This window comes from Eggerthella sinensis (genome assembly GCF_003339815.1).
Lineage (GTDB): Bacteria > Actinomycetota > Coriobacteriia > Coriobacteriales > Eggerthellaceae > Eggerthella > Eggerthella sinensis.
The window spans coordinates 1-25,436 of record NZ_PPTT01000018.1 but is presented as its reverse complement, the minus strand read 5'-3'; the positions used below and the strand labels follow the sequence as shown (position 1 = coordinate 25,436).

Here is a 25,436-nt window from a genome sequence, read left to right as displayed (position 1 = left end):
CGTACGTCTAGTCTTGGTCCTCCGCCTGCCCGGCCGCTTCCTGGAAGATTTCCTCCTGGGGCCAGAACACGTAGGGGTTCGCACGCGGGCGGTACACCATCTGAGGCACCGCTTCCATGCCCACCTCGCGCAGGAACTTGCCCATGCCGATGCGGTACACGGTCTCGCCGATGCGCTCGCGCGTCTTGCCGTTCTCGTCCCACCAGTCCCAGATGCGGTTCACGAGCTCTTTGAACTCGGTGTAGGGGGCTTCCATCTTCATGAAGGGCACGAGCACCCACGACATGAAGGCGGATTTCACGATGGTGGACTTGGCGCCCAGAAGGATGGTGGCGCCCTTCTCCTCGCCCTGCTTGATGGCCTTGCACATGACGTTGACGCAGTGCATGCAGCGCGTGCACTCCGAGCCGTTCACCGTGAGCTCGCCCGTCTCCTGATCGTACGTCAGGCAGCGCGTGGGGCACCTCTCCACCACGGCTTCGCGGATGTCGAGGCCGTCGGCGGCGTACTGCTTCACCGCGTCCTGGTCGATGATGATGGTGTCGCGCCAGGTGCCGATGACCGAGATGTCGGCGCGGGCCGCAGCGGCCACGCAGTCGTTCGCGCATCCGGACATCTTGATCTTGGACTTGTACGGCCACATCGGACGATGCAGCTCGTCCTGGAACTCGTTGGTGATGTCGTAGCACATGTCCAAGGTGTCGTAGCAGGCGTACTCGCACCGGCCGGGGCCGCAGCAGCAGCTCGGCGAGCGCAGGTCGGAACCGGAGCCGCCCAGGTCGAACCCGTTCTCGGCAAGCTCGTTGAACGTGGGCTGCAGCTCTTCGGTCTTCATGCCCAGCAAAATGAGGTCGCCGGTCGAGCCGTGCATGTTCGTGATGCCCGAACCGTGACGCTCCCAGATGTCGCAGACGGTGCGCAGCGCGTCGGTGGTGTAGAACCAGCCGCTCGGCGCATTGACGCGCATCGTGTGGAACTCCGAGACGTTCGGGAACTCCTCAGGCAGGTCGGTGTAGCGTCCCACGACGCCGCCGCCGTAGCCCTTGACGCCCACGATGCCGCCGTGCTTCCAGTGGCCCACCTTGTCCTCGTAGGACCGCTCGAGCACGCCCAGCAAATCGGCGCTCATCTCGCTCTTCTCGGCGGCCTTCTTTATCTCCGTGACGAAGCTCGGCCACGGCCCGGTTTCCAGCTCATCCAACTGGGGGGTCTTGCTGTTTTCATCCATGATCGCTCCTCCTGTGGCTCCTCCTGGGAACCTGTTGGCGCTACAATTCCGTGACGGTGAACGCACCGGCGGGACACACCATGACGCAAGCCTCGCATCCCATGCAATCGCATGAGTCGCCCTTGATCAAAGCATGCGTGCCGTCGAATCCGAGAATCTGCGCCGGACATCCCTCGGCACACGAATCGCATCCGGTGCACTTCTCCTCATCCAACACCACCATGTACATGTCGTTTCCCCCTCCTTTCAATCCCTCTCGTCTTGGGCTATTCCACTTCGGCCGCAAGCCGATGAACAGCTGCTTTTGATTTAATCACTGGGATTTTGGCCTGTAAAATACATTGAATTCATGGCGTGATCAGCATTGGCTATCGCCCGGTGTTTCGCTTGGTCAAACGCCCGTTCGAACCTTCGCGCCGATTCCTGGTATAAAAGATTCCGATGACTGAATACCTCGACGTTCAACATCATGTCCCCTGATCAAATGCGATTTTTTACCGCATGTGAAAACGCTTCGCACCCCTTCCCCTTGCCGGGAAACGGGTGCGAAGCGGGTATGTCGAGCGATGGCGCTGTTACAGCCGCGCCAGGGCCGCCTCGACGTGCTCGAGGGTTTCGGCGATGCAGTCGTCCGTGTGGGCGGCCGATACGAACAGCGCCTCGAACTGGCTCGGCGCGAGGTACACGCCCGAGGCGCGCATGGCGCGGTAGAAGAAGGCGAACAGGTCGGTGTTCGACGAGAGCGCTCCCTGGTAGTCGAAGACGTCGTCGTCGGTGAAGAACACCGAGAACATGGCTCCCACCTGGTTGACGCGCAGGGGCACGCCCCGGCTCGCGCCGAGCTGCTCGATGCCGCGGGCGAGCGCCGTCGTCTTCGCCACGATGCCCTCGTGCACGCCCGGCTCGCGCAGCAGCCTCACCGTGGCGAGGCCCGCCGCCACGGCCACCGGGTTGCCGGCGAGCGTGCCCGCCTGGTACACCGGCCCGAGCGGGGCGAGTTCTTCCAGATAGCGGCGTTTGCCGCCGAACGCGGCGAGCGGCATGCCGCCGCCGATGATCTTGCCGAGACAGGTGAGGTCGGGGTCGATGCCGTAGAGGCTCTGCGCGCCGCCGAAGGCCGTGCGGAAGCCCGTCATCACCTCGTCGCAGATGAGCAGGCTGCCGTGCGCTTCGGTGATCTGGCGCAGGCCGGGCAGGAAGTCCTCGTGGGGCACCACGACGCCCATGTTGCCCGCCACCGGCTCCACGATGACGGCCGCGATCTCCTCGCCGCGGGCCGCGAACAGGGCGCGCACGCTGTCGAGGTCGTTGAAGCGGGCCACGAGCGTGTCGGCCGTGGTGGCCGCCGGCACGCCGGCCGAGCTGGGCACGCCCATGGTGAGCGCGCCGCTGCCCGCCTTGACCAGCAAGGCGTCGGCATGGCCGTGGTAGCAGCCCTCGAACTTCACGATGCAGTCGCGGCCCGTGACGCCGCGGGCCAGGCGGATGGCGCTCATCGTGGCCTCCGTGCCGGAGCTCACGAGGCGCACCATCTCCATGGAGGGCACGGCGTCCTGGATGGCATGGACGAGCTCGGTCTCACTCTCGGTGGGCGCGCCGAAGCTCAGGCCGTCGTGCGCCGCGCGGCACACCGCCTCCACGACCGCAGGATGGGCGTGCCCCATGATGAGCGGGCCCCACGACCCCACGTAGTCGATGTAGCGGTTGCCGTCGACGTCCCAGATATACGGCCCTTCGCCGCGCGCGATGAACGCGGGTTCCGCGCCCACGGCCAGCGCCGCGCGCACGGGCGAGTTCACGCCGCCGGGGATGGCCAACGCGGCCTCGCGGTACGCTTGCGAGCTTGCCTGCAGATAGGGGGTGCATTCCGCTTGCATACGCATATCCTTCCTAGGCTCTCTCGGCCAGCCAGCGCGCCGCGTCGAGCGCGTGGTACGTGATGATGATGTCGGCGCCGGCGCGCTTCATGCCGCAGAGCGCTTCGAGTACCACCTTCCGCTCGTCGAGCCAGCCGTTCGCGGCGGCCGCCTTCACCATGGCGTACTCGCCGCTCACGTTGTAGGCCACGACGGGCAGATGCGTTTCCCGCTTCGTGCGCCAGATGATGTCGCCGAAGGCGAGCGCCGGCTTCACGATGATCATGTCGGCGCCCTGTTCCACGTCGGACAGCGCCTCGCGGACGGCCTCGTCGCCGTTGGCCGGGTCCATCTGGTAGCTCTTCCTGTCGCCGAAGCCCGGCGTGGAACCGGCGGCCTCGCGGAACGGGCCGTAGAAGCCCGAGGCGAACTTCGCGGCGTACGACATGATGGCCGTGCGTTCCAGCCCCGCGGCGTCGAGCGCCTGCCGGATGGCGGCCACGCGCCCGTCCATCATGTCGGACGGCGCCACGATGTCGGCACCGGCGCGGGCGTGCGACACGGCCGTCTGCGCGAGCAGGTCCACCGTCTCGTCGTTCAGCACGTAGCCGTCCTCCACCACGCCGCAATGGCCGTGGTCGGTGTACTCGCACAGGCACACGTCGGTGATCACCACGAGCTGCGGGTAGCGCTCCTTGATGGCGCGCACGGCCTGCTGCACGATGCCGTCGTCCGCGTACGCCTCGGAGCCCACCGCGTCCTTGGACGCGGGGATGCCGAACAGGATGACGGCGGGCACGCCGAGCGCCGTCGCCTCGTCGAGCACCGGCTCGAGCCGGTCGAGCGAGTAGCGGCACACGCCGGGCATGGAGCCTATCGGGTCCTCGACGCCGGTGCCGTGGCACACGAACAGCGGGTAGACGAAGTCGTCGGCGCGCAGATGATGCTCGCGCACCATGGCGCGGATGGTTTCGTTCGCGCGCAGGCGGCGCGGGCGTACGGGCAGGTTCACGATGCCTCTCCTAGCGATCCGAGGACGGCGCCCACGAGGCCCCCGACGGTGGACGAAGCGGCCTCGGCGCGTACCTCGAGGCCCATCTCCTCCATGGTGACGGTGGTAAGCGGTCCGATTGAGAACAGCGGGACGCCCGCCAACAGCGACGTGTCGCCGTCGAGCAGGGCCACCGTGTTGCGCGCGGCCGACGAGCTGGCGAACGTGAGCGCGTCGAGGCGCCCTTCGCGCAGCGCGGCCAGAAGGTCGTCCTTGCCGTCCTCGCGCAACACGGTGCGGTAGGCGGGCACGTCCACGAGCTGGGCGCCCGCCGCATGCACGGCGTCGGCGACGACGGTTCGGGCGTCCTCGGCGCGCACGAGCAGCACACGCTCGTTCGGGCCGAGGCGCCCGCTGAGGAGGTCCGCAACTCCCTCTGCGCAGAAGGAGTCGGGTGTGAGCACGCTGTGCACGCCGCGCGTCGCGAGCGCCTTGGCCGTGGCGGGGCCCACGGCGAGGACGGTGGCGCCCGCGAGGGCGGCTGCAGCGGAATATGCAGGGGATGCGGAAGCGTCGCCGTCCGCGCTGGCGGAAACGTCGGCTTCGAAGGCGCGGAAGAACGTCTTGACGCCGTTCGCGCTGGTGAACACGGCCCAATCGTACGAGGCCGGCGCGGCGGCGACCGCGGCGAGCGGCTCCGGGTCGGTGGGCGGCGCGAGGCGGCTCACCGGGAACTCCGCCACGGCGGCGCCGAGCGCCTCAAGCTGCGTGCGCAGCTCGGATGCCTGATGGCGGGCGCGGGTGATGCCCACCGTCAGGCCCGCGAGCGGGCGCGGGTCGAACCATGCCAGCCGGTCGTGCAGGGCCGCCACCTCGCCCACGACGATGACGGCGGGGTTCGCCAGGCCGCGCTCGGCCACGTCGGCCGCGATGGTGTCCAGGCACCCCACGACCACGCGCTGGGCGGGCCAGGCGCCGCGCTCGACGACGGCCGCCGGCGTGTCACCGGGCATGCCGTACGCCATGAGGCTCTCGGCGATGATGGGCAGGTTCTTCATGCCCATGAGGAACACGAGGGTGCCCTTCAGCTGCGCCACCTGCTCCCACTGCACCGACGAGGCCAGCTTGGACGGGTCCTCGTGGCCGGTGATCACGGTGAACGACGAGGCCATGCCGCGGTGCGTCACGGGGATGCCCGCGTACGCCGGCGCGGCGATGCAGGACGTGACGCCCGGCACGACGGCGAACGGGATGCCGTGGGCTTGCAGCTCCTCGGCCTCCTCGCCGCCGCGGCCGAACACGAACGGGTCGCCGCCCTTGAGACGCACGACCGAACGTCCCGGCGCGGCCTTCTCCACGAGCAGCGCGTTGATCTCGTGTTGCGGAAGGGTGTGATGGTCGGGCGACTTGCCCACGTACACGAGCTCGCACATCGGGGGCGCCTGCTCGATGACGAGGGGCGATACGAGCCGGTCGTACACGAGCACGTCGGCGCGCTGCACGAGCTCGAGGGCCCGCACCGTCATGAGGCCCGGATCGCCGGGGCCCGCTCCTACGAGGTATACCTGCGCGTTCTGTTCCATACGGAGTCGTCCGCCTCTCTAGTGGTTCGTCGGCGCGCCGCATGTGGCGCGCAGGATGGCGTCGGCCCCCGCATCGAGGGCGCGGCGCGCGGCGCGCTCGCCCACCTGCTCGGGGCGATCGCCCGTTTCGGTGACATGCACGAGCTCGGTGCCGTCAAGGCTGATGACGCTGCCCGCAAGGCGTATCGCGCCGTCCTCCACCGTGGCGAAGGACGCGATGGGCGTCTGGCAGCCGCCGCCGAGCAGCGCGAGGAAGCAGCGCTCGGCGCGCGCGGCGAGCTCGGTGGGCCGATGGTTGACGGCGGCGAGCGCCTCCTGCACCTCCTTGCGCGCGGTGAGGCTCTCCACCGCGACGACGCCCTGCCCGGGCGCCGAGAGCACCGTCAGCGGGTCGAAGAACTGCGTGATGCGCTCCTGCCACCCCAGGCGGATGACGCCGGCGGCGGCCAGCACGATGCCGTCCATGTCGTCGGCCTCCTGCAGCTTGCGCCAACGCGTGCCCAGGTTGCCGCGAATCTCCACGCACTCCACGTCGGGACGCAGGTGGCGCAGCTGCGCCGTGCGGCGCAGGGAAGACGTGCCCACGCGCGCATGCGGGGGCAGCTCGTCGAACGTGAGGCCGTCCTTGCCCAGAAACGCGTCGCGCGCGTCGCCGCGCTCGCAGTACGCGCCGATGCCCAGACCCTCGGGCAGCACGGTGGGCAGGTCCTTCAAGCTGTGCACGGCGATGTCGATCTCGCCGCTGTACAGCCGCTCTTCGATCTCGGCCGTGAAGAAGCCCTTGCCGGCGACCGACGACAGCGGCACCTCGAGGCGCTTGTCGCCCTCGGTGTCCATGGTGACGAGCTCCACGGCCATCCGGGGAAAAGCCGCCTCCAGACGCTGCTGCACGAAACGGGCCTGCCACAGGGCGAGGTCGCTCCTGCGCGTGCCGATGCGAAAGCGCTTCATCGGACGCACCCCCGCTCCGCCGCGTCGCCCGCGCTGCGTGCCACCTCGAGCGCGAACAGCTCCTGCAGCATGCGCGCGTACTCCCGGCTTTTCGCCGATCCCGCCTGCGCGTTGAGCGACTCGATGGGCTCGTGGACGAACTCGTCGGTGATGGTGGTGGCCAGCACGCGCACCTGCTTCTTCTGCGAGGGCGTGAGCCCCGAGAGCCGTTCGAGGGCCACGTCGAGCCGCGCGCGCTTGATCTGTTCGGCATGCTGCCGGAAGGCGGCGATGACGGGAACGAGCTCGAGCGACTGCGCCCACCGCCGGAAGTCCGCCACCTCCTCCTCGATGAAGCGCCGCACGCTCTTCTCGGCCGTCGCCCGCTTCAGGCGGTTCGCGTCGGCCTCGTCGCGCAGCTCGTTGATGTTGTAGATGCTCACGCCGGGCACGTCCGCGGCGGCCGGGTCCACGTCGCGCGGCACGGCCATGTCCACGAACAGCAGCGGGCGATCGGGGCGCGCGGCCATGGTGCGCTCCACGAGGGCCCGATCGATCATGCACGCCTTCGACGACGTTGCGGAGAACACGACGTTTGCCTTCTCAAGGCAGGCCGCGAGGCCTTCCAGGGAGTGCGCCTCGAACCCGTAGCGGTCGGCCAGGGTGCGCGCCTTGTCGAGCGAGCGGTTCGACACCATGACCACCGACACCTCGTGAGCCACGAGGTACTTCATGGTGAGCTCGCTCATCTCGCCGGCGCCCAGGATGAGCACGCGCTTGTCCTTCACCTCGCCGAGCTCGCGCACGGCCAGCTCCACCGCGATGCGTCCCACCGACATCGAGTACCGCCCGATGCACGTTTCGTGGCGCACCTTCTTGCCCAGGTGGAGCGCCCGTTGGAACCACACGTTGACGAACTTGTCGGTGGTGCCCGCCTTGCAGGCGGCGTCGTAGGCGCGCGACACCTGCCCGAGGATCTCGGCTTCGCCCACGATGAGGGAGTCGAGCCCCGTCACCACTTCGAACAGATGGCGCACGGCCATGTCGCCCGAGTAGGCGTACATGTGCTCGCGCAGCAGCATGCGCTCGTGCTCGGTGATGGTCTGCCCCTGCGAGGTGAAGTAGCTCCACACCGCTTCAACCCCGCGCTCGGGATCGTCGGACGTCACGTAGAACTCCAACCGGTTGCACGTGCTGAGCACCACCGCCGCGCTCAGCCGCGCCGTCGTCTTCAAATCGCGCGCGCACGAAGCGTTGAGCGAATGGTGGATGCTCAGCTTTTCCAGCAGCTCGAACGGAGCGCTTTTGATGTTCAACCCTACAACCACGCTGTCCATGGATTACCCCTCGTCTGACGCTCCCCGTACAACCCCCTGCGCACCCGCCCGCTGCTCGCGGGCGGGTGCTCCTTACGCTTCCTCCAAGAACTCCAGATACGGCTTGTCCATGCTTGCCAGGCCGTTCACCATGAGTTCCACGAGGCCGCCGTACTGCACGTTGTACGTCGACGTGCCCTTGTAGGCCTTCAGCAGCTCGCGGATGGTGCCCTTGCAGTTCGAGCACGGGGCGCACACGTACTTCACGACGTCCGGGTTCTCGAACTCGTCGGGGAACGCGTTCACGATCTGGGCCCACTTCGTGCGGGCGCTCACCTTGTCGCGGAAGTCGCCGAAGTTGTACGAGCTCATGATGGCGAACCCGCTGCCGCCCCCGCAGCAGTAGTTGTCCACGCCGTGCGGCGTCATCTCGCGGAATTGCGGCGCGATGGCCTTGAGGATGTCGCGCTGCGGCTTCACGATGCCCATCTGGCGCACGACGTTGCAGGGGTCGTGCAGGGTGACGGGGAAATCGTTCTTCGACGGGTCGAACTTGAGCTTGCCCGATTTCACGAGGTCGGCCATGAGGGGCAGGAAGCTCTCCACCGGTACGCGCTCCTCGTTCGACGCCATGCGGTCGGCGCTGATGGCGATGGCCTTGTGGGCGTGCCCGCACTCGCCCACCACGATGCGGCGCACGCCGAGCTTCTTCGCGGCCTCGAACTGGCCGAGCGCCACCTTCTTGGCCTGGAAGTCGTCGTACCAGATGCCGTAGTTCACGCTGTCGTAGCCGAGCAGGTCGGAGCTGAGAGTCCAGTCGATGCCCGCCTCGTCGAGCAGGATGGCGAAGGCCGCCGGGTTCTCCGGCCACGCGATGAACTCGCCGGCGTTGTGCATGAGCAGCACGTCGGCGCCCTTCTTGTCGATGGGGAACTTGATCTTGCGGCCCGTGCGCTCCTCGATGTCCTCCTCGATGAACTCGATGGTGTCGATGAGCGCCGGCTTCGTGAGGCCCGTCGTCGAGCCCGTCTTGAGCTGCAGCTCCGTGCCCTTCGCGTGCACGGGCGAGGGGGCGATGCCCATCTCCTGGCTGAACAGCTTGCGGATCTCCTTGGCGGCCAGGCCGTTGTCCAAGCCGAGGGGGCACACCTGCGCGCAGCGGCGGCACAGGTTGCAACGGTAGGCCAGCTCGCCCAAACGCGCGATGCTCTCCCAGGTCACGTCCACGTCGGCGCCCACGAACCCGGGCATGAGCTTGCCGCCGGTGGTGAAGTGCTTCTTGTACATGCGGCGCAGCACGTCCACGCGGAAGCTCGGGCGGTAGATCTCGTCGCCGTTGCTGCCCTGGAACACGTGGCACGCCTCGGAGCAGGTGTTGCACTTCGCGCAGTACTCCATCGTCAGCATGAGCGGCTGCAGCGAGTTCTTGTTGCTGTCCGCGAACAGCTTCTCGAGGCCGTTCAGGAACGAGAGGACGAACGCCTCTTCCTCTTCCTGCGTTTGAGGGCGCTTGAGCGTGTCGAGCGCGACGAAGCCGTCGAGCGAGGCGCAGTGCTCTTCGGCCCATGCGGGCTTCGGCTCTTTGAAAGGCGGCTCGAGGCCGTTTTGGTCGTAGGGCGCGGGAAGCGGCGCGAGCTCGTCGAGCGGGGACAGGACCGCGACGTCGTTCGCCATGTCGCGCGGGCGCAGCTGCTTGTTCTTCTGGGTCATGGTGCTATCCCTCCAACGTATCGGACGAGCTGGGACGGGTGTGCGGGGCCGACCAGGAAACATGCGCGGGGCGCGCGGCCTCGCGGGCCGTCTCCTCGGCCACCTTGCTGCCCGCGACGTTGGGATCGTTGTCCCACAGCACCTTGTGGAAGGCGAAGAACTTGCCCACGTAGTGGCTCATCTTGGTGAGCGGGATGTACAGCAGCATGAGGCCGAGCAGCACGAGGTGCGCCACCACGATGCCGGGCAGCGGCGCCGCGTCGAACGAGAACACGCTGCGCGCCACGTCGAAGGGCGACGCGAAGAACGTCCACGCGACGATGCCGGTAACGAGCGTGGCCAGAATGAGCAGGATGTTGAAGTATTCTTGAGGCGGCGTGTACGTGCGCAGGCTCTCGTCGACGGCGCGGCGCACGAGCAGCAGCACGGCGCCTGCCGTGGACAGCGCGAACCCGACAACGCCCACGACGGCCGTGCCCACCACGAGGAACTCGGGGTTCCAGAACACGGTGAGGAGCAGCAGCAGGCTCCAGCCGAACATCACGTAGATGCCCAGGTGGAACGCGTAGGACGCCCACCACAGGCTGCGCTGGTGCTTGAACAGCTTGCTGATGAGCAGCATTTCCGCCATGATGTCGATGACTTCGTAGACGGGATCGAGGCGGCGGGGCTTCTCCCACCAGTCCTCTTCCTCGAAATAGGAGCCGCCGTACTTGCCGCGGCCGTCGCCCTCCTTGGGCACGGGATAGAGCTCCACCCGCGAATGGACGGGCAAATGGGCGTACTTCCACGCTTTGATGGCGGTGAGAACGATGAACCCCGCCAATCCGATGATGACAAAGACGAACCCCAGCGTAGCCGCAGTCATCGTACCACCTCTCCCCAACCTCGTCTTGGTTGCCTATGGGCATAGGTACAAACTAAAGTACGCAGGTTCGGGTGTAAAATACCGATTTTCGATGGTGCGATGAACAATGGCTATGATGACTTTATTGTGCATGAATATGCACGCTCAGCGGGGATAACGTGATGTTTTAGATCATCATGCGATAGAAATTCTTTATATCGCGATTGTAAAAGGATATTTTACAGAAGAATCCTAGTCGGGTACTTTAGTATGCAATGGAACAAGGTGGCAAGCGATCATCGTCGATTCGGATAATTGCTTTCCACGTTCGTTCGCAAAGGCATTGGGGGCCCGTCGCACGGGAAGAGCCTTTTCGATCGGCATGGCCCGAAGCGCACATGCGATATGCGGCACAGGAAACTTTTCCGATGTTCTGCTCATATCGTCCTGCCGGAACACAGGAGGAGGTGAGCCGTCTTGAGTTCTTTGGGACAATTCGTCGTATTCAAAGAAGTAGCCGACACCGGCAACGTCACTCAAGCAGCCAAACACCTGCACATCAGCCAACCGAGCGTGAGCATCCAGATCCAGAATCTCGAACAGGAGTACAACGTCACGCTCCTCGAGCGCACCAACCGCGGCGTGCTGCTCACCGAATGCGGTGAGATCTTCTACCAGTACATCAGCCAAGTGATCCAAGCCATGCGCGAGGCTCAGGAGGTCATGCTCGAGCACGAGGCGAAGCAACACCGCAACGTGCACGTGGGGGCCACGCTCACCATCGGCGAGTACGTGGTGCCCTTCATCGCCGATGCGATGTACCACGAGCATCCCCAGATCAACCTCAACGTCAAGATTGCGAACACGGCCAACATGGCCGAGGAGGTGCTCGACAAGCAGCTGCACCTCGCCCTCATCGAAGGGCCCGTGCCCTCGAGCCCCGACCTCGTCGTCGAGAACTTCTGGCACGACGAGCTGGTCATCGTCGTGGGCATCGACCATCCGTGGAGCAAGCTTCTGAGCGTGTCGTTCGAAGAGCTCAAGAGCGAGCGCTTCATCATCCGCGAGCAGGGCTCGGGCACGCGCAAGGTGATGGAGAACGCCCTCAAGGAAGGCGGCGTGGACGCCTCGGAGCTCAACATCGCCATGGAGCTGAACAGCACGCGCACCATCAAGCAGAGCGTCATGTCCGGCCTCGGCGTCACCATCATCTCGGCGCTGACCGTGCAGCGCGAATGCCGGCAGAAGCAGCTGTCCATGCTGCGGCTCGAGGGGTGCCAGCTGCAGCGGCCGCTCAACATCCTCACGCACAAGCGCGGCTTCCTCACCTCGGACGAGCAGACGTTCCTCTCGCTCATCCGCAACCGCAACCGGCTCAAGGAGATCCTGCCGCCCCCGCTGCTGCCGTAGCGCTAGCGGCCGAGCCGCTTCAGGGTTTCGATGTGGCCTTCGACGGGCGCGCCGTATACGGGGCACGGATACGCCAGGGTGGCGCAGGTTTCCTGCACGGCACGCTCGAACAGGTCCATCGCGCCGTGCAGGGCGCTCCATGCCGCCTCCACCGTATCGAGCCGATAGGTTGCGAGCAGGTCCGCGCGCTCCCCTTCGGTCAGGAACCGCAGCAGGAACTTGTCGCGCTTGCCCGTGTTGAGCGGGAAGCCGGCGCGCGCGCCGGCCAGGTACCCGAGCATCCGTCTCAGCTCGACGCGCACGATCTCGTCGAACACCCCGTTCGCGAACAGCAGCTCGTCGCGCAGCAGCCCGCGCGCCACGTAGGTGCAGGAGAGGAAGAACTCGTTCGCGCAATCGTCGACGCAGGCGGCTGTGGGCTTCTGCACCCAAAAGCGCTCGTCGGAGGCCGACGGCAGGCGCGGCGCGATGCCATCCTTGTCCAGCAGCACCTCGATGAGCGCACGAGGTCGCCGAACGCGGCGAGCCACGCGTCCGAGCAGGTGAAGCTTGCCACGTCGGTGACGAGGAACGTCACGTCGTAGTCCTGCCACGCGTCGGACGCGGCGTTCGGATTGACGCGGCTTCCCTCGAGCGTCATGACGCGGATGCGCCCGTCGGCGCGCGCGATGCGCTCGAGCAGCGCGTAGACCTCGTCCGAAGTTCTCATGATGGCGGCCCCCTCGTCGTCGGCTACGAAAAAGCGCCCCCGGAGGGACGCTTTGCATGTTGGCGGAGATGTGTGCGAATCGAACACACCCGAGACGTTCTGCACGCCTCACAGCGGCTTTGAAGGCCGTGGGGCCCACCAGGACCCATCCATCTCCAATAAGAAGGTGCCGCAGCGGCACCGTCGATAATACTAGCGCATTTGTCCACGTTCGGGAGCGCGGCATCCAAAATGTTGCGCCGCGTTCAGCAATTCCCCAAAACTACGTCGTCCAGATGACGCTGCGCCACGCGCGCCAGCTCGCGGAGCGCGGACACGGGCGTGGGCGGGCGGTCGAGCATGCGATGGCACGGGAAGAAGCGCGTGAGGTGGTACGGGATGGTCGGGTCGAGGGAGGCGAGCCACGCCGCCGCCTCGTCGATCTCGGCGGGGTCGTCGTTCAACCCGGGGATGACGAGCGTCGTCACCTCGAGGTGGCAGGTCGCGTCGACGGCGAGCGTCTCGATGGTGCGCTTGACGGCATCGAGGCTGCCGCCCGCCATCTCGTAGAACGCGGGCGTGTAGCCCTTGAGGTCGATGTTCGCGGCGTCGACGAGCCCGAGCAGCTCGGACAGCGGGCCGGGGTTCACCATGCCGTTGCTCACCAGCACGTTGACCAGGCCGGCCTCGTGCGCGAGGCGCGCGGTGTCGCGCACGTACTCGTAGCCCACGAGCGGTTCGTTGTACGTGAAGGCGAGGCCGACGCACCCGCGGCCAGCCGCCTGCACGGCCAACTCCACGGCGCGCTCGGGCGGCAGGTCGCGCCAGGCGACGTCGTCGGGCCCCGCGCAGGCGATGGAGGCGTTCTGGCAGAACGGGCAGCGCAGGTTGCATCCGTAGCTGCCGAGCGACAGCACGTGCGACCCGGGGCGGAAGCGGGCGAGCGGCTTCTTCTCCACCGGGTCGAGCGCAAGCGACGTCACGCGGCCGTAGTTCTCGTCCACCACCGCGCCGTCACGCGCGATGCGGGCACGGCAGATGCCGCGACGCCCCTCGGCGAGCGCGCAGGCGTGGGGGCACACGCCGCAGACGGCGCGTCCGTCAGCCACGACGGGCCTCTCCCCCGCGGTCGTGCCGCACCACCTCGAAGCGCTCAAGCTCCACGTCGTCGTCGAACAGGTCGATGCCCGCCTTGCGTTTCGCGATGTCCACCTGCTGCTGCGCGGTGTCCACGCCGTCGAGGTTCGGCAGGAGCAGGCCGCGCTTCCATCCCTTCGTCACGATCACGCCGTAGCGTTGCGGGTCGAGCTCGTCGAGGGAGTCGATGGGCATGGGCGTGAACAGCACGTCCACCGAGTACGACAGCGCGTCGAGCTCGCGCTCGCGCACGGGCGGGAAGCGCGGGTCCTCGCTGGCCGCCGCCACGCCGTTACGCACGATCTCGGCCGCCACGCTGCCCGTCACCGGCTCGATGGTGCCGATGCAGCCGCGCAAATCGCCGTCCTCGTGCAGCGACACGAACACGCCGGCGCGCTTCTCGGTCAGCTCGGGCGGCAGATCGTCGGGCAGGTCGAGCGGGCGCCCCGTGCGCACAAACGCCTCGACGCTTGCGCGGGCGAGCGCCACGTACGGGTCCGTCGGCGCGTCGTCGACCGCCGCGTTCTCGGCGTCGAGCACGTCCTCGTCGCGATCGATGCCCGCGGGCACGGCGCCGTCGCCCGCCGGCCCCTGCACCTCGAAGGCCGCCACGGCGTAGCCCACGCCGAACGGGCCCTCGTAGCTGAGGAGCTCGTGGGTGAAGGGCACGTCCTCCAGCGCGCCGGCCATGATCTGGAACGAGCGCAAGCCGCACTCGGCCGCCTCGTCGGCGAAGGTCTCGTCGATCTCGAGCAGGCCGTTCAAATCGCCCGCGTCGAACAGCGCCGTCACCATGCGGTCGAACACGGGGCCCTGCGGCGCGTAGCCGTACGGGCCGTCGGCCTTGAGCTTGTGGGACAGATCGCCGCTTGCCACGAGCACCGTCGTGCGGTCGAGGTCGGCGGCGGCCTCGGCGATGCAGCGGCCCATGGCGCGGTGCGTCTCGGGCGACAGGCCCGACAGCCCGATGCGCACCACCGCGTAGCCGCCGTAGACCTCGCTCACGAAGTGCAGCGGCACGAACGTGGCGTGGTCGAGCTCGCCCTCGCGCATGCCGCTGCCGCACAGCGGCACCATATGCTTGCGCGCGCAGGCGGCGATGCCGGCCGTCAGCTCGCCGTCGTAGGGCACGGTGAGCGCGGCGTTCCACGCGCCGAACTGCCCCATGTCGCCATGCCCGGCATCGCCGGTGGACAGGTGGAAGCAGTCGCGGAACAGCGGCGCATGCGGCGAGACGACCACCACGGTGTCGGGCGCATGCGCGGCGATGCGGCGCGCCACCTCGCGATACGCGTCGACGGTGGCTTGGATGGCGCGCTCTTCGCCTTTGCCCACCTCGGGCACGATAAGCGGCGGATGCGGCACGGCGTAAGCGGCGACGATTCCCATGAGAGGCTCCTTCCACGAACAGGTTGCTCCCTCGATTGTACCGCGCCGAGAACCTTCCGTCCCGATCCGCAACGCAGCCGTTGCCCCGTATCCGCTAGCGCGGCACGTCGGTGCGGGTGGCGTCTTCGGGGTTCATGGTCATGGTCTGGAAGCGGTGCTCCATGTAGGCGTTGTCGAAGTGCTTCGCGTAGAACTCCTCGATGGGCGTGTCGGGCGTTTTGCCCGCCATGCGCTGGTACCAGCAGTCGATGGATTGGATGGACATGACGCCGTCCACGAGCATGAGCGCCGCGCACACCGCCGTCACGCCCGTGCGCCACTTCCACGGGATGAGGTTGATGAGCTTGAGCAGCTGCGGCAGCAGCAGCTTGATCCACGCCACGCCGAGCACGCCCCACATGCACATGAACACGAAGTTCGTGCGCCCGTCGATGGACAGGAAGGTGCCCGAATAGTCCCACGCGCGGATGCCGAAGGAGAACTCCATGATCCAGCTCGTGAAGTACTCGAACGCGCCGCCGATGACGGCGCTCACCAGAAACACGATCCACACCGGCTTGTCGTGGAAACGGTTGAGCGCGATGGTCATGAGCAGCGCGCCGAAGCCGTAGATGGGCGAGAACGGCCCGAACAGCATGCCCGCGCGATCCTCGTAGCCGCCGAACATGATGAAGTGGTAGATCGTCTCGATGACGAGCCCGAGCACGCAGCACACCACGAAGATCCAGAACAGGTTGAAGAAGTTCAGCGTGATGAACCCTTTTTTGGGCTTGCGCTCGCGCGCGGCCCTCTTTTCCTGCGTCGCCTGGCCTTTGTCCATCTTCTTGAGCTTGCGCTGCAGGCGCCGTTCCTCGTAGAGCTGCGGGTCGAGGTAGCTCGTCACCGCGATGAGGATGACGATTTGCACGAGGTAGGCGATATGGTGCGCCGACAGGCCGAACAGCATGAGCGTGCCGATGATGGCCAGCACGGTGAGCGCGACGAGGGTGTTCGCCGCCTGCGCCGCATGCGCGCGGCGGTTGCGCAGCAGGCGCACGCCCAGGAACACGAACAGCACGGCCGAGGCAACGAGCACCGCCATGAGAGCGGCGAAGATGACGATGGACGCCGTGCGGTAGCCTCCGGTTGCGAAGCCCTGCACGAACGAGACGATCACGGGGACGAGGTCGCCGAGCGACGTGAGGCCGCCGAGGATGCTCAGCACGCCGAACACTTTAAGCCACAGCGGCATGCGGGCGTCGGGCTGCTCGTCGGGCGCGCGGCCCTCCTCGTTCATCGGGTCGGTCATGATTGCGTCCTTTCCTCGTTCGATGTCGTTGTTTCCGGCGAAGCCTTCGGCGGCGCGGCCTTCGCGGACGCGCCCACGCTGCGCAGCCGTTTGAAGCCGCGCAGGAAGCGGTAGTTCAGCAGGTCGACGACGCCGTCGACGAGCCCCATGTCCACGCCCGACATGGCGAGCGACCTCAGCGGCGTGTCCATCACCATGCGCTCGGCCGCTGCACGTGCCGCGGGATCGCGGCGCGCGAGCAGCTTGAGCTCGTGGCGCAGGATGTAGTGGACCATGCTCCCGATGAGCGACGTTTTGAGATCCCCGATGGTGGCGTTCGGCGTGTAAGGCCGCATGGGCACGATCACCTTCGGGAAGCGCCGGCCGTACAGCGCGCGGAACGCCTCGAGGGAGAACCCGCCCGCCCGCGGCGCGCGATAGGCCTCGGGCGCGTCGTCGGCGCGCGACGGCTCCCCCGCCACCTCCACGGCAGCGCTCAGCCGCACGTCGCGGCTCGACGCGGCCACGCGCACATCATACGCGCCGCCCTCCACCTGCCACGCAGCTGCAACGGTATCGTAATGCGCGAACGCCCGGCGGGGCAGATCGAGCCTCACGCGGCGCTCCTCCCCCGCTTCGAGCGCCACCTTGACGAAGCCCTTGAGCTGCTGCGGCGCATGGAACGCCGCCATCGCGCGCGGCGCCACGTACACCTGCACGGTCTCCTTGCCCGCCCGCGCGCCCTCGTTGCGCAGCGTGAACGACACGGAGCATCCGTCGCCGTGCGGCTCCACGTCGAGATCGCGGTAGGCGAACGTCGTGTAGGAGCGCCCGTGCCCGAAGGGGTAGGCGGGCTCCACGCCCGCCGCATCGTAGAAGCGGTAGCCGTTGAAGATGCTCTCGCGGTACGGCGCCTGTCGGCCGCGCTCGGGGTAGAAGTCGGCGCACGGCGTATCGGCGAGACGCGCGGGCCACGTTTCCGCCAGCTTGCCCGAGGGGTTCGCGCGGCCCTGCAGCAGGTTCGCCGTCGCTTTGCCGCCCTGGCAGCCCGCCAGATAGCTTAGCAGGATGGCGCGCGGCCGTCCGCGCCAGGGCAGCTCCACGGGAGCGCCGCCCTGCAGCACCACGACGGTGTTCGGGTTCGCGGCGCACACGCGCTCGACCAGCAGGTTGTGGCCGGCCGGCAGCGCCATGTCGGCGCGGTCGGCACCCTCCGACTCCGCGGCGTCGGGCAGCCCCGCGAACACGACGGCCACGTCGGCCTGCGCGGCGAGGCGCACCGCCTCGTCGAGCTGCGCCTCGGAGGCCGCGCCCGTCTGCGCGTCGTAGCCGGGCGCGTAGGAGCACGGCGCACCCGCCGCCACGAGCGCGTCGAAGGCGCAGTCGAGCGCCACGGGGTTGATCTTCGAGGAGCCGGCACCCTGGTAGCGGGGCGTCTTCGCGAATGCGCCGATGACGGCGAGGCGCGCCTCGGAGGCGAGCGGCAGGATGCCGTCGTTGTCCAGCAGCACCGCCGCCTCCTCGGCCACGCGCCGCGCCACCTCGAGGCGCTCGGCGAGGCTGCTCGCGGGCGGCAGCGCCTCCGCCGCGTCGAGGGCGGCCTCATGGCGCGCGTGCAGCTCGAGCACGCTCCGCACGGCACGGTCGAGCGCGGAAGCGGGCAGCGTGCCCGCGCGCACGGCGGCGGCCACGTCGGCGCGGTAGTCGGGCCGCACACCCGGCATGACGAGGTCGAGGCCCGCGGGCAGGCTGTCGGCGTTGCTGCTCTCGGCGCCCCAGTCGCACACGTACGCGCCGTCGAAACCCCACGCCTCGCGCCCGATGAGCCTCATGAGCCGCTCGTTTTCGGAGCAGTACGTGCCGTTCAGCAGGTTGTACGCCGTCATGATCGTCCAGGGACGGGCGCGTTCCACCACGATGCGGAACGGCTCGAGGTACAGCTCGTGAAGCGCGCGCTCGTCCACCACCGCGTCCACGATGAGGCGGTTGGTCTCCTGGTTGTTGCAGGCGAAGTGCTTGAGCGACGTGCCCACCCCGCGGCTCTGCACGCCCTCGACGTAGGCCGCGCCCAGGCATCCGGCCAGGTAGGGGTCTTCGCTGAAGTATTCGAAGTTGCGCCCGCACAGCGGGCTGCGCTTCATGTTCACCCCCGGCCCCAGCAGCACGGCCACGCCCTGCTCGCGCGCCTCGTCGCCGAGCGCCCGCCCCAGCGCGCGCATGAGGTCGACGTCGAACGTGCAGGCCGACGCGCTTGCCGTGGGAAAGCACACGGCCGGATCGCTTCCGGCGAGCCCCAAGTTGTCAGAGGCTCCGGACTGCTTGCGCAGGCCGTGCGGGCCGTCCGACACCGCGATGGGCGCGATGCCGAGGCGGGGGCATCCGCCGAGCACCCAGTACCCCTCGCCCGTGAGGCAGGCGCACTTCTCCTCGAGCGTCATGGCCTCCAACGCCGCATCGATATCCATGCCCCTCCCCTCCTTCGTCTCCATCGCGCGCTCACGCTACGCCTTCAGGGACGCCCGCACCGCCGGGCGCGGCGAGCGTGCTGCCCGACAGCGCGTCGATGAACACGCGGTAATCCGCCTCGTTCTGATCGGCGTACGCCGCCGCGAAGCCGGCGATAGCCCGGTCGAAGGCGCTCGACGAGCCCAGATACCCTGCGATGGCGCACCGGTCGCCTGATCGCGCATGGGCGCGCGCGAGCGTCCATGCGCTCAAGCACCCCGTCGCGGCGATCTCGTCCGGCTCGGCCGTTTCCAAGTCCGTCGAGGTCTTGCAGTTCCACAGCTGGCGCACGTAGTAGGCGCGCCGGCGGCCGTCCTCGTCCTCGGCGCTCGTCCATCCCAGCAGGATGTCGCCCGACGCCTGCATGAGGCGCTGCCCGCGCACCACGCGCTCGCCGCAGGTGGCAGCCCCGCACGGCCCCGTGAACCGCTCGAGCACCGAGGGCTGCGCCTCCTTCACCTGCAAGACGAGCGGGTCGCGTCGGCTTCGCCCGGCACACGCCACGATCCACGCGCGCGTGCCCACGCTGCCCACGCCCACCACCTTCTGCGCGGCGTCCAGGAAGTCGAAGCGGTCGAACAGCAGGCGCGTCTCGGGCGCGAGGCTGAGGCGGTAGCCGGCCAGCAGCTCCACGAGCCCGTCCGCGGCCCGCGCGGCGTCGAGGGCGGGGGCGAAACGGTCGAGCGGCACCACGAAGGGAGGGTCGAAGGCGATGCGCGGCTCCCCGTCCTCCCAACGCACGAAGCGGTCGAAGGCGCGCTCGCTCGTGTTCGCGTAGGCCTTCTTGAGGCGGCGGCGCACCCGCGCGCGCCGAGCCTCGTCGGCCCGTTCGAGCGCCGGCGCCACCACCTCGTCCACGTCGAGGCGCGCGTACCATACGTCCAGCTCGCCTGCGCGCGCGAACGAGGCCATGGCCCGGCGGTAGCTCTCCGCCGCCGCCCGCACGGCCCCGCGGCGCCACGACCGCGAGAATCCTCGGTCGCGCCCGCATATCTCGATGCTCGCCGCCAAACGCTTCACGTCCCATTCCCACGGGCCCGGCGCCGTCTCGTCGAAATCGTTGACGTCGAAGACGAGCCTGCGATCGGAGGCGGCGAACCCGCCGAAGTTCGCGATATGGGCGTCCCCGCACGCCTGCACGCGCAACCCCGTGGAGGGCGTCGTGGCGAGGTCGGCCGCCATGACCAGCGCATTGCCGCGGAAGAAGGCGAACGGGGAGGCGCTCATGCGCAGCCGTCGCTCGCCCACGAGATAGACGAGGCGCTCGGACTCCTGCTCGAGCATGAGCTCGAGCGGCCGCTCGCGGCCGGTCTCGACGTTCCAGGAAGCATGGGAGCTGCGCGGGACCTCGTCCCGCAGCGCCTTGCCGTACGCGCGCCGTTCGCAGCTGGTGCCGTGTGAGTCCGCCTTCATGCGCCCTCCCTGCTCGCTTGCCGTCGTGCTGTCAGCTGACCACTATAGCGCACCGATTCCGCCTGCGAACGCCGTCGCGAATTCCGTGCCCGAGCCGTCGAATCCGGCCGTCGCCCGCGCAGAAGGACGTTCCCCTACTGCCCGGCGCTCCCCTCGCACAGCGCGTCCACGAAGTACCGATGATAGGCCTCGTGCATCTTGCGGCGCTCCTTCACGCGCACGGGCACGCACGTGCCGTCGCGCAGCACGAAGTCGTCGCACACGTCCGCGATGTAGTCCATGTTCACCAGGCAGCTGCGATGGCAGCGCAGGAAGCGGGGGTCCTGCAGGTCGCGCTGCACGTCGTCGAGCTTGGCGAGGCCGCGGTAGCACGAGCCGTCGGAGGTGTGCAGCAGCACCGCATGATCGCGGCTTTCCAGATACGCGATGTCCCCGAAGGCGAAGTAGCGGCGCGATGCGCCCACGCGAAACGCCAGACGGGGCTCCTGGGCGGGCAGCACGCGATCGAACACGCGGTCGATGTCCGCGGGCTCCACCGGCTTCATGAGGTAGTCGGTGGCGCGCACCTCGTAGCTTTCCACCGCGTGCTCGCGCGAGACGGTGAGGAACACGATGGGCACGCAAGGGTCCACCGCGCGCAGCGAGCGCGCGACGGACACGCCGTCCTCGCCCTCGAGGTACACGTCGAGAAACACGAGGTCGAACGGTTCGTCTCCCGCCGCATCGATCACCAGCTGCTCGCCCGCGCTGTATTCCCGGTAACGCGGCCGTATGCCCCGCTCGGCCAGCGACCGATCCAGCGCGCTGCGCAGATCGCTTCGCAGCACCCCGTCGTCATCGCAGATCGCAATCCTCAAACCCGGGCCTCCTCGTACCTGTTCTTCTTTTTTGATCGTGTTATTCCATTGTCTGACGAAGCGGGTCGTGTTGTCCAGAACCGGTTACGGAGCACAGCGCGCCGTTTTCGCTGCGGGACGCGGGCGGCTTCGCCATCATGCGAGGCAGCGCAGCCTATCCGTCCAGCTTCACCTCGCGCTTGAGCGCGAAATGCAGCACGAGGTAGTACACGATTCCGATGCTCATCCAGATGAGGCCGAGCACCTTCGCCGGCACGTCGAGGCTCCACCACGTGTAGCCGATCACCGCGATGCCGCACAATGGCGACAGAAGGTGCGCCACCCAGCGCCCGTCGCTCTTCTTGATGAAGAAGTACCCGATGACGGTGACGTGCAGCATGAGGAACGCCGTGAGCGCGCCGAAGTTCACGAACAGCGAGATGGTGTCGGTGCCCAGCCGCCCGAACGTCAGCACGAGCACGAGCGTGAGCGCCCCCACGAACAGCGACGCGACGTAGGGAGTGTGGTACTTCGGATGCACCTTCGCGAGCGGTTTCGGCAGGCCGCCGGCGCGGCCCATGGCGAACAGGATGCGCGACACGGCCGTCTGGGCCGCGAGCGCCGTGAAGATGCCCCAGGCGAGCGCCGTGGCAACCGCGCACACCACGTACAGCCACCGCCCGCCCACGAGCTGCGCCACGAGGTAGAAGGCGTTGCCGCTGTCGCCGGCGAACGCGGCGCCGTCGGGGCTGATGCACCCGGCGATGTAGGTTTGCAGCACGAACAGCGACCCCACGATGGCCAGCGACGCCATCATGGCGCGGCCCGGGCCGCGACGGCCGTCCTTCGCCTCCTCCGACAGCGTGGCGATGCCGTCGAAGCCCAGAAACGACAGCACGCCGAGCGACACGGCGCTCATGACGAGGTTCGGATCGAACGTGGCCGGGTTGTAGAAGGGGTCGAACGTGAAGCCGTGCGAAGCCGGGTCGGTGAGCAGCCAGCGCACGCCGAGCACGACGAAGATGAGCAGCACGAGGATTTCCAGCACGAGCGCGATGCGGTTCACGATGTCGGTGAGCCCGATGCCGCGCACGTTCACGAACGTGTTCGCCACCACGAACACCACGGCGAACGCCCACGCCGGCACCTCGGGCACGAGGCTCGAAAGCGCCGTCGACGCCACCACGTACATGAGCACGGGGATGAGCAGGTAATCGAGCAGCAGCGTCCACCCCGTCACGAAGCCGATGCCCTTGCCCAGGCCGCGCGACGTGTACGAATACACCGATCCGGCCACGGGCCATTCGCGGATGAGCATGCTGTACGACACCGCCGTGAACACCATGGCCAGCGTGCCCACGAGGTACACGAGCGCGGGCATGCCGCCCGAGTCGTGGAACACGCCGCCGTAAATGCCCATCGGGGCGATGGGCACCATGAAGATGAGACCGTACACGATCATGTCCGGCACGGTGAGCACGCGCTTGAGCTTCTCCTTGCCCGAGGACGCGTCCGTCTTCGGCGCGGCGTGTTTCGCGCCGCCGAGGTCTTTGTCCGCCACGGCTCCGCTCCTTCCGAGGTCGCTGCGCCCTCATGCAGGCGCACGTCGTCCCGCCTACTCTAGCGGAGGCCGGAGGCGACGCGCGACCACGCCCCCGAGCGTTGCCGGAGCGTGGAAGGGTTGTCGACGATCGATTGCGTTATTCGACCACGAACAGCTGGCCGGACAGAGCGAACACCGTGAGCCCTATGAGGAATGCCACGAAGCACACCGCCATATCGCGCTCGATGGACACGCGAGCAAGAGACGGCACGATTCGAGCAAGAGGCCTCCTGTCGGATACGAGGAACAGAACGGGGCCTATGATGAGCAGTACGAGGCTTCCGTACGACACCCCTCTCAGCCACAAGGGGGCGGCCGCATACTGTGCGGAGCCGGAAGAAGGATCGACGGTGCTGCCCACAGCCACGACGCAGAACAGCACGAACAGGCATGCCAGCACGACGTCCCACGCAACCCCCAACTTGAACGGCACGCGCGCAAGAAGCGCGCCGAAGCGCGTGCGGGGTTTGCGGCCGGGCGCGCGGGGCGTATCGCCCGGCTCGGTGGCAGCCGCCAGAAAAGCATCCCTCAGCTCCGTCACGCTCGCATAGCGTTGCGCCGGATCGAACGCCGTCGCGTGCGCGACGATCCGTCGAAACGCCTCCGGTATGCGCGGGTCGCGAAACCCTCCGCGACGCGCCTTCGCGTCGGGCGTCTTCTCGGTGAGGCAGAAGTACAACAGCATGCCCAGCGCGTACACGTCGCTGCGCACATCGGTCTGACCGTAGCCGAACTGCTCGGGCGGCGCGTAGGCGCGCGTGCCGAAATGGCGCGTATCCTCGTCGGCCGCATCGTCGAACGTGCGCGAGATACCGAAGTCGATGATGGTGAGGCTGTCCTTCGACAGCATGATGTTCGACGGCTTGAGGTCGCGATGGATGATCGGCGGATCGAATCCTTCGTGCAGCTCGGCCACCGCCTCGCACAGGCGGGGGAACACGTCGCACGCGAGCGCAACGGACGGGTCGCAGCGATACAGCACGTCGGCCAGCGTCTCGCCGCGCACGTACTCCATCACCACGGCTCGCTTCTCGCCTGCCGCATAACAGTCCACGATGCGCGGCAGATGGAGGAACCGGCGACCCGCGCGCTGCGCCTTCCACATGCGCTCGTAGGCGGTGCCCAAGCCCGCATCGCTGTCGAGGTACTTGCGCACGTACGGGCCCTGCTCCGCACCGTTCGCGCCCACGAAGTACACACGTTGCGTGGTTTCGAGGGCACCGTCCTTCAAGACGGCGTCCACGCGATAGCAATCGTCGCGTGCAAGGGCATCGAGATGTTCGGCGAGTTCGTCTGGCATAGTAGGGTCTATGGTACCAGATGCCTTAGCAGATCGTGTCTTCGTTGAAGCGGTACAGCTCCTCATCGGTTTTCTGAAGGCCGTACCCATGATCAAGACAGAAGATGATGATGGCGTCGCGCCGGTTCTTGCAGTACAGTCCGTTCGCTCCCGCCGCCTGCAGCAATCGGTCAGCCTCTTTGAGCGAAAGGTGCATGGCGAAGGCCAGCTGCAGCACCTTGTTGCGCGACGCCCCGCGCTGCCCCATGAATATCTGGTACCCGAACGTCTCGTTGAGCCCCGCCTCGCGCACGACGTCGGCACGCAAGAGACCGTGCTCATCGAGCAGGTACTGCAAGTACTCGGACATGCCGCGCGCGCCGATGCGATTCTCTTCCACGAAAGCAAGAGGATTGGGAGCATTCAGCAGCTCGGAGAGCAACTCGTCGGTCAAAGGCTCTTTCACGCGGCGCTTCCTTCTCCTCGGTTTCTTCTTATTCAACGCACCCATCATTGTATTCCAAACGACCTAACCGCACACCCCGCTACGCGACGGTCCATGCAACCGTACTGTCATAGAACATGTTCGAGTAATACAGCACCTTGTTCACCTCGCCATCGAAGTAGATGCTGCCCGAGACCGTCCCTCCCGGAGCAAGCGATCCCGAGTTCAGGTCGTCGGCCGCTTCCGAATAGAACGTCGTGTTCCTTTGAGCACCCTGCGCATCCTGGGCCTTCCAATCGAACGGATTGAACGAAGCCTCCTTGCTTCCGTTGTTCGTATAGGAAACCGTCACGCCGGTTATGGCCGAACCGTCGTAGTTCGTCAGACCGGTCTCGATCGACGTCACGGAAACCGAGAGCCCGTTTTCCAATTCAGCGGTCGCTCCCATCGCCAAATTGCTGTAATCGGCTTGCGATTCGGAGGGTGCCGGTTCGGCAGAAGGCTCCTCCATCGACGTTCCCACCGCGCTCGGACTTGATGTCGCTTCGTCGATAGCCGCGCTGAACATCGCCTGCGTAGCCAGCACCACCATTGCCGCAACGATATTGAGCACGAGAGCCGCGATGGCGAGCGGCTTTCCCCTGCGGGTGCCGCGCACGGTGGCGACAACGGCCACGATGCCGAAAATCACCCCCAGCAACGCCAGGAAAAACGAGATGTTGTTGATGATGGGAAGAAACGACGTGAGCAGCGCAACAATGCCGAGCACCAGCGCGGTCACCGCCATCGCCGAAAGAGAAGCGGGCGCTTCATGGTACCGAGCGGGCGGGCGATACTCGTCGTTCGATCGATACTGCTGGTTCTCGTACATATGCATCCTTTCATTGCGAGGCCGCGGCCCCTCCGGTAAGAGCACTGCATATGCTAGGTAAACCAGTCGATAAAAACATTAGCTGCCAGCTAAGAACTTGTGGGCGGGGGCATGGCGAAGGCCCGCTTGGGG

20 protein-coding genes, 1 tRNA gene and 1 pseudogene are annotated in these 25,436 nt (G+C 67.2%); 1 reads left to right on the top strand and 21 read right to left on the bottom strand.

The annotated features are described in order from the left end of the window. Positions 1 to 7: 7 nt before the first annotated feature. The 9 genes from dsrA to C1876_RS10725 form a co-directional block, all read right to left on the bottom strand. Positions 8 to 1,228 (bottom strand): dissimilatory-type sulfite reductase subunit alpha, encoded by a 1,221-nt coding sequence (gene dsrA / locus C1876_RS10765; RefSeq protein WP_114546734.1) that lies wholly within the window; start codon positions 1,226 to 1,228, stop codon positions 8 to 10. Positions 1,229 to 1,268: 40 nt separating this feature from the next. After that, positions 1,269 to 1,457 carry a 4Fe-4S binding protein gene (locus C1876_RS10760; RefSeq protein ID WP_114546733.1) on the bottom strand — a complete coding sequence of 63 codons (189 nt, stop codon included), beginning with the start codon at positions 1,455 to 1,457 and terminating at the stop codon, positions 1,269 to 1,271. A gap of 346 nt (positions 1,458 to 1,803) precedes the next feature. After that, a complete protein-coding gene (gene hemL, locus C1876_RS10755) occupies positions 1,804 to 3,105 on the bottom strand; it encodes a glutamate-1-semialdehyde 2,1-aminomutase (RefSeq protein WP_114546732.1) in 1,302 nt (433 codons plus the stop codon). A gap of 13 nt (positions 3,106 to 3,118) precedes the next feature. Next, entirely contained in the window at positions 3,119 to 4,096 is a 978-nt protein-coding gene (gene hemB, locus C1876_RS10750; RefSeq protein WP_114546731.1) for a porphobilinogen synthase, read from the bottom strand. After that, positions 4,093 to 5,658 carry a uroporphyrinogen-III C-methyltransferase gene (gene cobA / locus C1876_RS10745; RefSeq protein ID WP_114546730.1) on the bottom strand — a complete coding sequence of 522 codons (1,566 nt, stop codon included), beginning with the start codon at positions 5,656 to 5,658 and terminating at the stop codon, positions 4,093 to 4,095. Before cobA ends, hemB begins: the two co-directional genes overlap by 4 nt. An 18-nt stretch (positions 5,659 to 5,676) precedes the next feature. Continuing rightward, complete coding sequence (gene hemC / locus C1876_RS10740) at positions 5,677 to 6,609, bottom strand: hydroxymethylbilane synthase (protein ID WP_114546729.1); 933 nt, start codon at positions 6,607 to 6,609, stop codon at positions 5,677 to 5,679. Further along, complete coding sequence (gene hemA, locus C1876_RS10735; protein ID WP_114546728.1) at positions 6,606 to 7,925, bottom strand: glutamyl-tRNA reductase; 1,320 nt, start codon at positions 7,923 to 7,925, stop codon at positions 6,606 to 6,608. The genes hemC and hemA overlap by 4 nt, the downstream gene beginning before the upstream one ends. 72 nt (positions 7,926 to 7,997) lie before the next feature. Beyond that, positions 7,998 to 9,614 (bottom strand): (Fe-S)-binding protein, encoded by a 1,617-nt coding sequence (locus tag C1876_RS10730; RefSeq protein WP_211309541.1) that lies wholly within the window; start codon positions 9,612 to 9,614, stop codon positions 7,998 to 8,000. Positions 9,615 to 9,618: 4 nt separating this feature from the next. After that, positions 9,619 to 10,482: a respiratory nitrate reductase subunit gamma gene (locus tag C1876_RS10725; RefSeq protein ID WP_211309540.1), complete on the bottom strand. Its 864-nt coding sequence runs from the start codon at positions 10,480 to 10,482 to the stop codon at positions 9,619 to 9,621. 456 nt (positions 10,483 to 10,938) lie between these two features. Between C1876_RS10725 and C1876_RS10720 the strand changes: the two genes are divergently transcribed. After that, positions 10,939 to 11,871: a LysR family transcriptional regulator gene (locus tag C1876_RS10720; RefSeq protein ID WP_114546727.1), complete on the top strand. Its 933-nt coding sequence runs from the start codon at positions 10,939 to 10,941 to the stop codon at positions 11,869 to 11,871. Between the two features lie 2 nt (positions 11,872 to 11,873). On the opposite strand, the pseudogene C1876_RS17995 reads toward C1876_RS10720, so the two are convergent. The 12 genes and pseudogenes from C1876_RS17995 to C1876_RS10660 all read right to left on the bottom strand — a co-directional run bounded on the left by C1876_RS17995 (position 11,874) and on the right by C1876_RS10660 (position 25,304). Continuing rightward, positions 11,874 to 12,580: pseudogene (locus C1876_RS17995) on the bottom strand (aminoglycoside 6-adenylyltransferase). 60 nt (positions 12,581 to 12,640) lie between these two features. Then, positions 12,641 to 12,737: transfer RNA gene (locus C1876_RS17520), tRNA-Sec, on the bottom strand. A gap of 88 nt (positions 12,738 to 12,825) precedes the next feature. Then, positions 12,826 to 13,668 (bottom strand): AmmeMemoRadiSam system radical SAM enzyme, encoded by an 843-nt coding sequence (amrS, locus tag C1876_RS10705; protein WP_114546724.1) that lies wholly within the window; start codon positions 13,666 to 13,668, stop codon positions 12,826 to 12,828. Further along, positions 13,661 to 15,085, bottom strand: coding sequence for an AmmeMemoRadiSam system protein A (gene amrA / locus C1876_RS10700; RefSeq protein WP_114546723.1), 1,425 nt, complete (start codon positions 15,083 to 15,085; stop codon positions 13,661 to 13,663). The genes amrS and amrA overlap by 8 nt, the downstream gene beginning before the upstream one ends. A gap of 94 nt (positions 15,086 to 15,179) precedes the next feature. Further along, on the bottom strand, positions 15,180 to 16,373 hold the full coding sequence (locus C1876_RS10695) for a putative ABC transporter permease (RefSeq protein ID WP_114546722.1): 1,194 nt from the start codon (positions 16,371 to 16,373) through the stop codon (positions 15,180 to 15,182). Next, positions 16,370 to 18,817 (bottom strand): glycoside hydrolase family 3 C-terminal domain-containing protein, encoded by a 2,448-nt coding sequence (locus C1876_RS10690; protein WP_114546721.1) that lies wholly within the window; start codon positions 18,815 to 18,817, stop codon positions 16,370 to 16,372. Before C1876_RS10690 ends, C1876_RS10695 begins: the two co-directional genes overlap by 4 nt. A 31-nt stretch (positions 18,818 to 18,848) precedes the next feature. Beyond that, positions 18,849 to 20,270, bottom strand: a complete 1,422-nt coding sequence (locus tag C1876_RS10685) for a DUF2252 domain-containing protein (protein ID WP_114546720.1) — start codon at positions 20,268 to 20,270, stop codon at positions 18,849 to 18,851. Between the two features lie 134 nt (positions 20,271 to 20,404). Beyond that, positions 20,405 to 21,127, bottom strand: a complete 723-nt coding sequence (locus C1876_RS10680; protein WP_114546719.1) for a LytR/AlgR family response regulator transcription factor — start codon at positions 21,125 to 21,127, stop codon at positions 20,405 to 20,407. 154 nt (positions 21,128 to 21,281) lie between these two features. Beyond that, positions 21,282 to 22,667 (bottom strand): APC family permease, encoded by a 1,386-nt coding sequence (locus tag C1876_RS10675; protein ID WP_114546718.1) that lies wholly within the window; start codon positions 22,665 to 22,667, stop codon positions 21,282 to 21,284. Positions 22,668 to 22,806: 139 nt separating this feature from the next. Beyond that, the gene (locus tag C1876_RS10670; protein WP_158544671.1) at positions 22,807 to 24,009 is read right to left on the bottom strand and encodes a serine/threonine protein kinase; all 1,203 of its coding nucleotides are present in this window, start codon (positions 24,007 to 24,009) and stop codon (positions 22,807 to 22,809) included. A gap of 25 nt (positions 24,010 to 24,034) precedes the next feature. Continuing rightward, positions 24,035 to 24,454: an XRE family transcriptional regulator gene (locus C1876_RS10665; RefSeq protein ID WP_114546716.1), complete on the bottom strand. Its 420-nt coding sequence runs from the start codon at positions 24,452 to 24,454 to the stop codon at positions 24,035 to 24,037. Between the two features lie 79 nt (positions 24,455 to 24,533). After that, a complete protein-coding gene (locus C1876_RS10660) occupies positions 24,534 to 25,304 on the bottom strand; it encodes a DUF4190 domain-containing protein (protein WP_158544670.1) in 771 nt (256 codons plus the stop codon). Positions 25,305 to 25,436 lie beyond the last annotated feature (132 nt).

Coding starts and splice junctions, on each gene's coding strand:
- C1876_RS10660 (WP_158544670.1), bottom strand. CDS start 25,304: ATGTACGAGAACCAGCAGTATCGATCGAACGACGAGTATCGCCCGCCC.
- C1876_RS10760 (WP_114546733.1), bottom strand. CDS start 1,457: ATGTACATGGTGGTGTTGGATGAGGAGAAGTGCACCGGATGCGATTCG.
- C1876_RS10685 (WP_114546720.1), bottom strand. CDS start 20,270: ATGAAGGCGGACTCACACGGCACCAGCTGCGAACGGCGCGCGTACGGC.
- amrA (WP_114546723.1), bottom strand. CDS start 15,085: ATGGGAATCGTCGCCGCTTACGCCGTGCCGCATCCGCCGCTTATCGTG.
- hemC (WP_114546729.1), bottom strand. CDS start 6,609: ATGAAGCGCTTTCGCATCGGCACGCGCAGGAGCGACCTCGCCCTGTGG.
- C1876_RS10725 (WP_211309540.1), bottom strand. CDS start 10,482: ATGACTGCGGCTACGCTGGGGTTCGTCTTTGTCATCATCGGATTGGCG.
- hemA (WP_114546728.1), bottom strand. CDS start 7,925: ATGGACAGCGTGGTTGTAGGGTTGAACATCAAAAGCGCTCCGTTCGAG.
- C1876_RS10695 (WP_114546722.1), bottom strand. CDS start 16,373: ATGACCGACCCGATGAACGAGGAGGGCCGCGCGCCCGACGAGCAGCCC.
- C1876_RS10730 (WP_211309541.1), bottom strand. CDS start 9,614: ATGACCCAGAAGAACAAGCAGCTGCGCCCGCGCGACATGGCGAACGAC.
- cobA (WP_114546730.1), bottom strand. CDS start 5,658: ATGGAACAGAACGCGCAGGTATACCTCGTAGGAGCGGGCCCCGGCGAT.
- C1876_RS10670 (WP_158544671.1), bottom strand. CDS start 24,009: ATGCCAGACGAACTCGCCGAACATCTCGATGCCCTTGCACGCGACGAT.
- dsrA (WP_114546734.1), bottom strand. CDS start 1,228: ATGGATGAAAACAGCAAGACCCCCCAGTTGGATGAGCTGGAAACCGGG.
- C1876_RS10690 (WP_114546721.1), bottom strand. CDS start 18,817: ATGGATATCGATGCGGCGTTGGAGGCCATGACGCTCGAGGAGAAGTGC.
- hemL (WP_114546732.1), bottom strand. CDS start 3,105: ATGCAAGCGGAATGCACCCCCTATCTGCAGGCAAGCTCGCAAGCGTAC.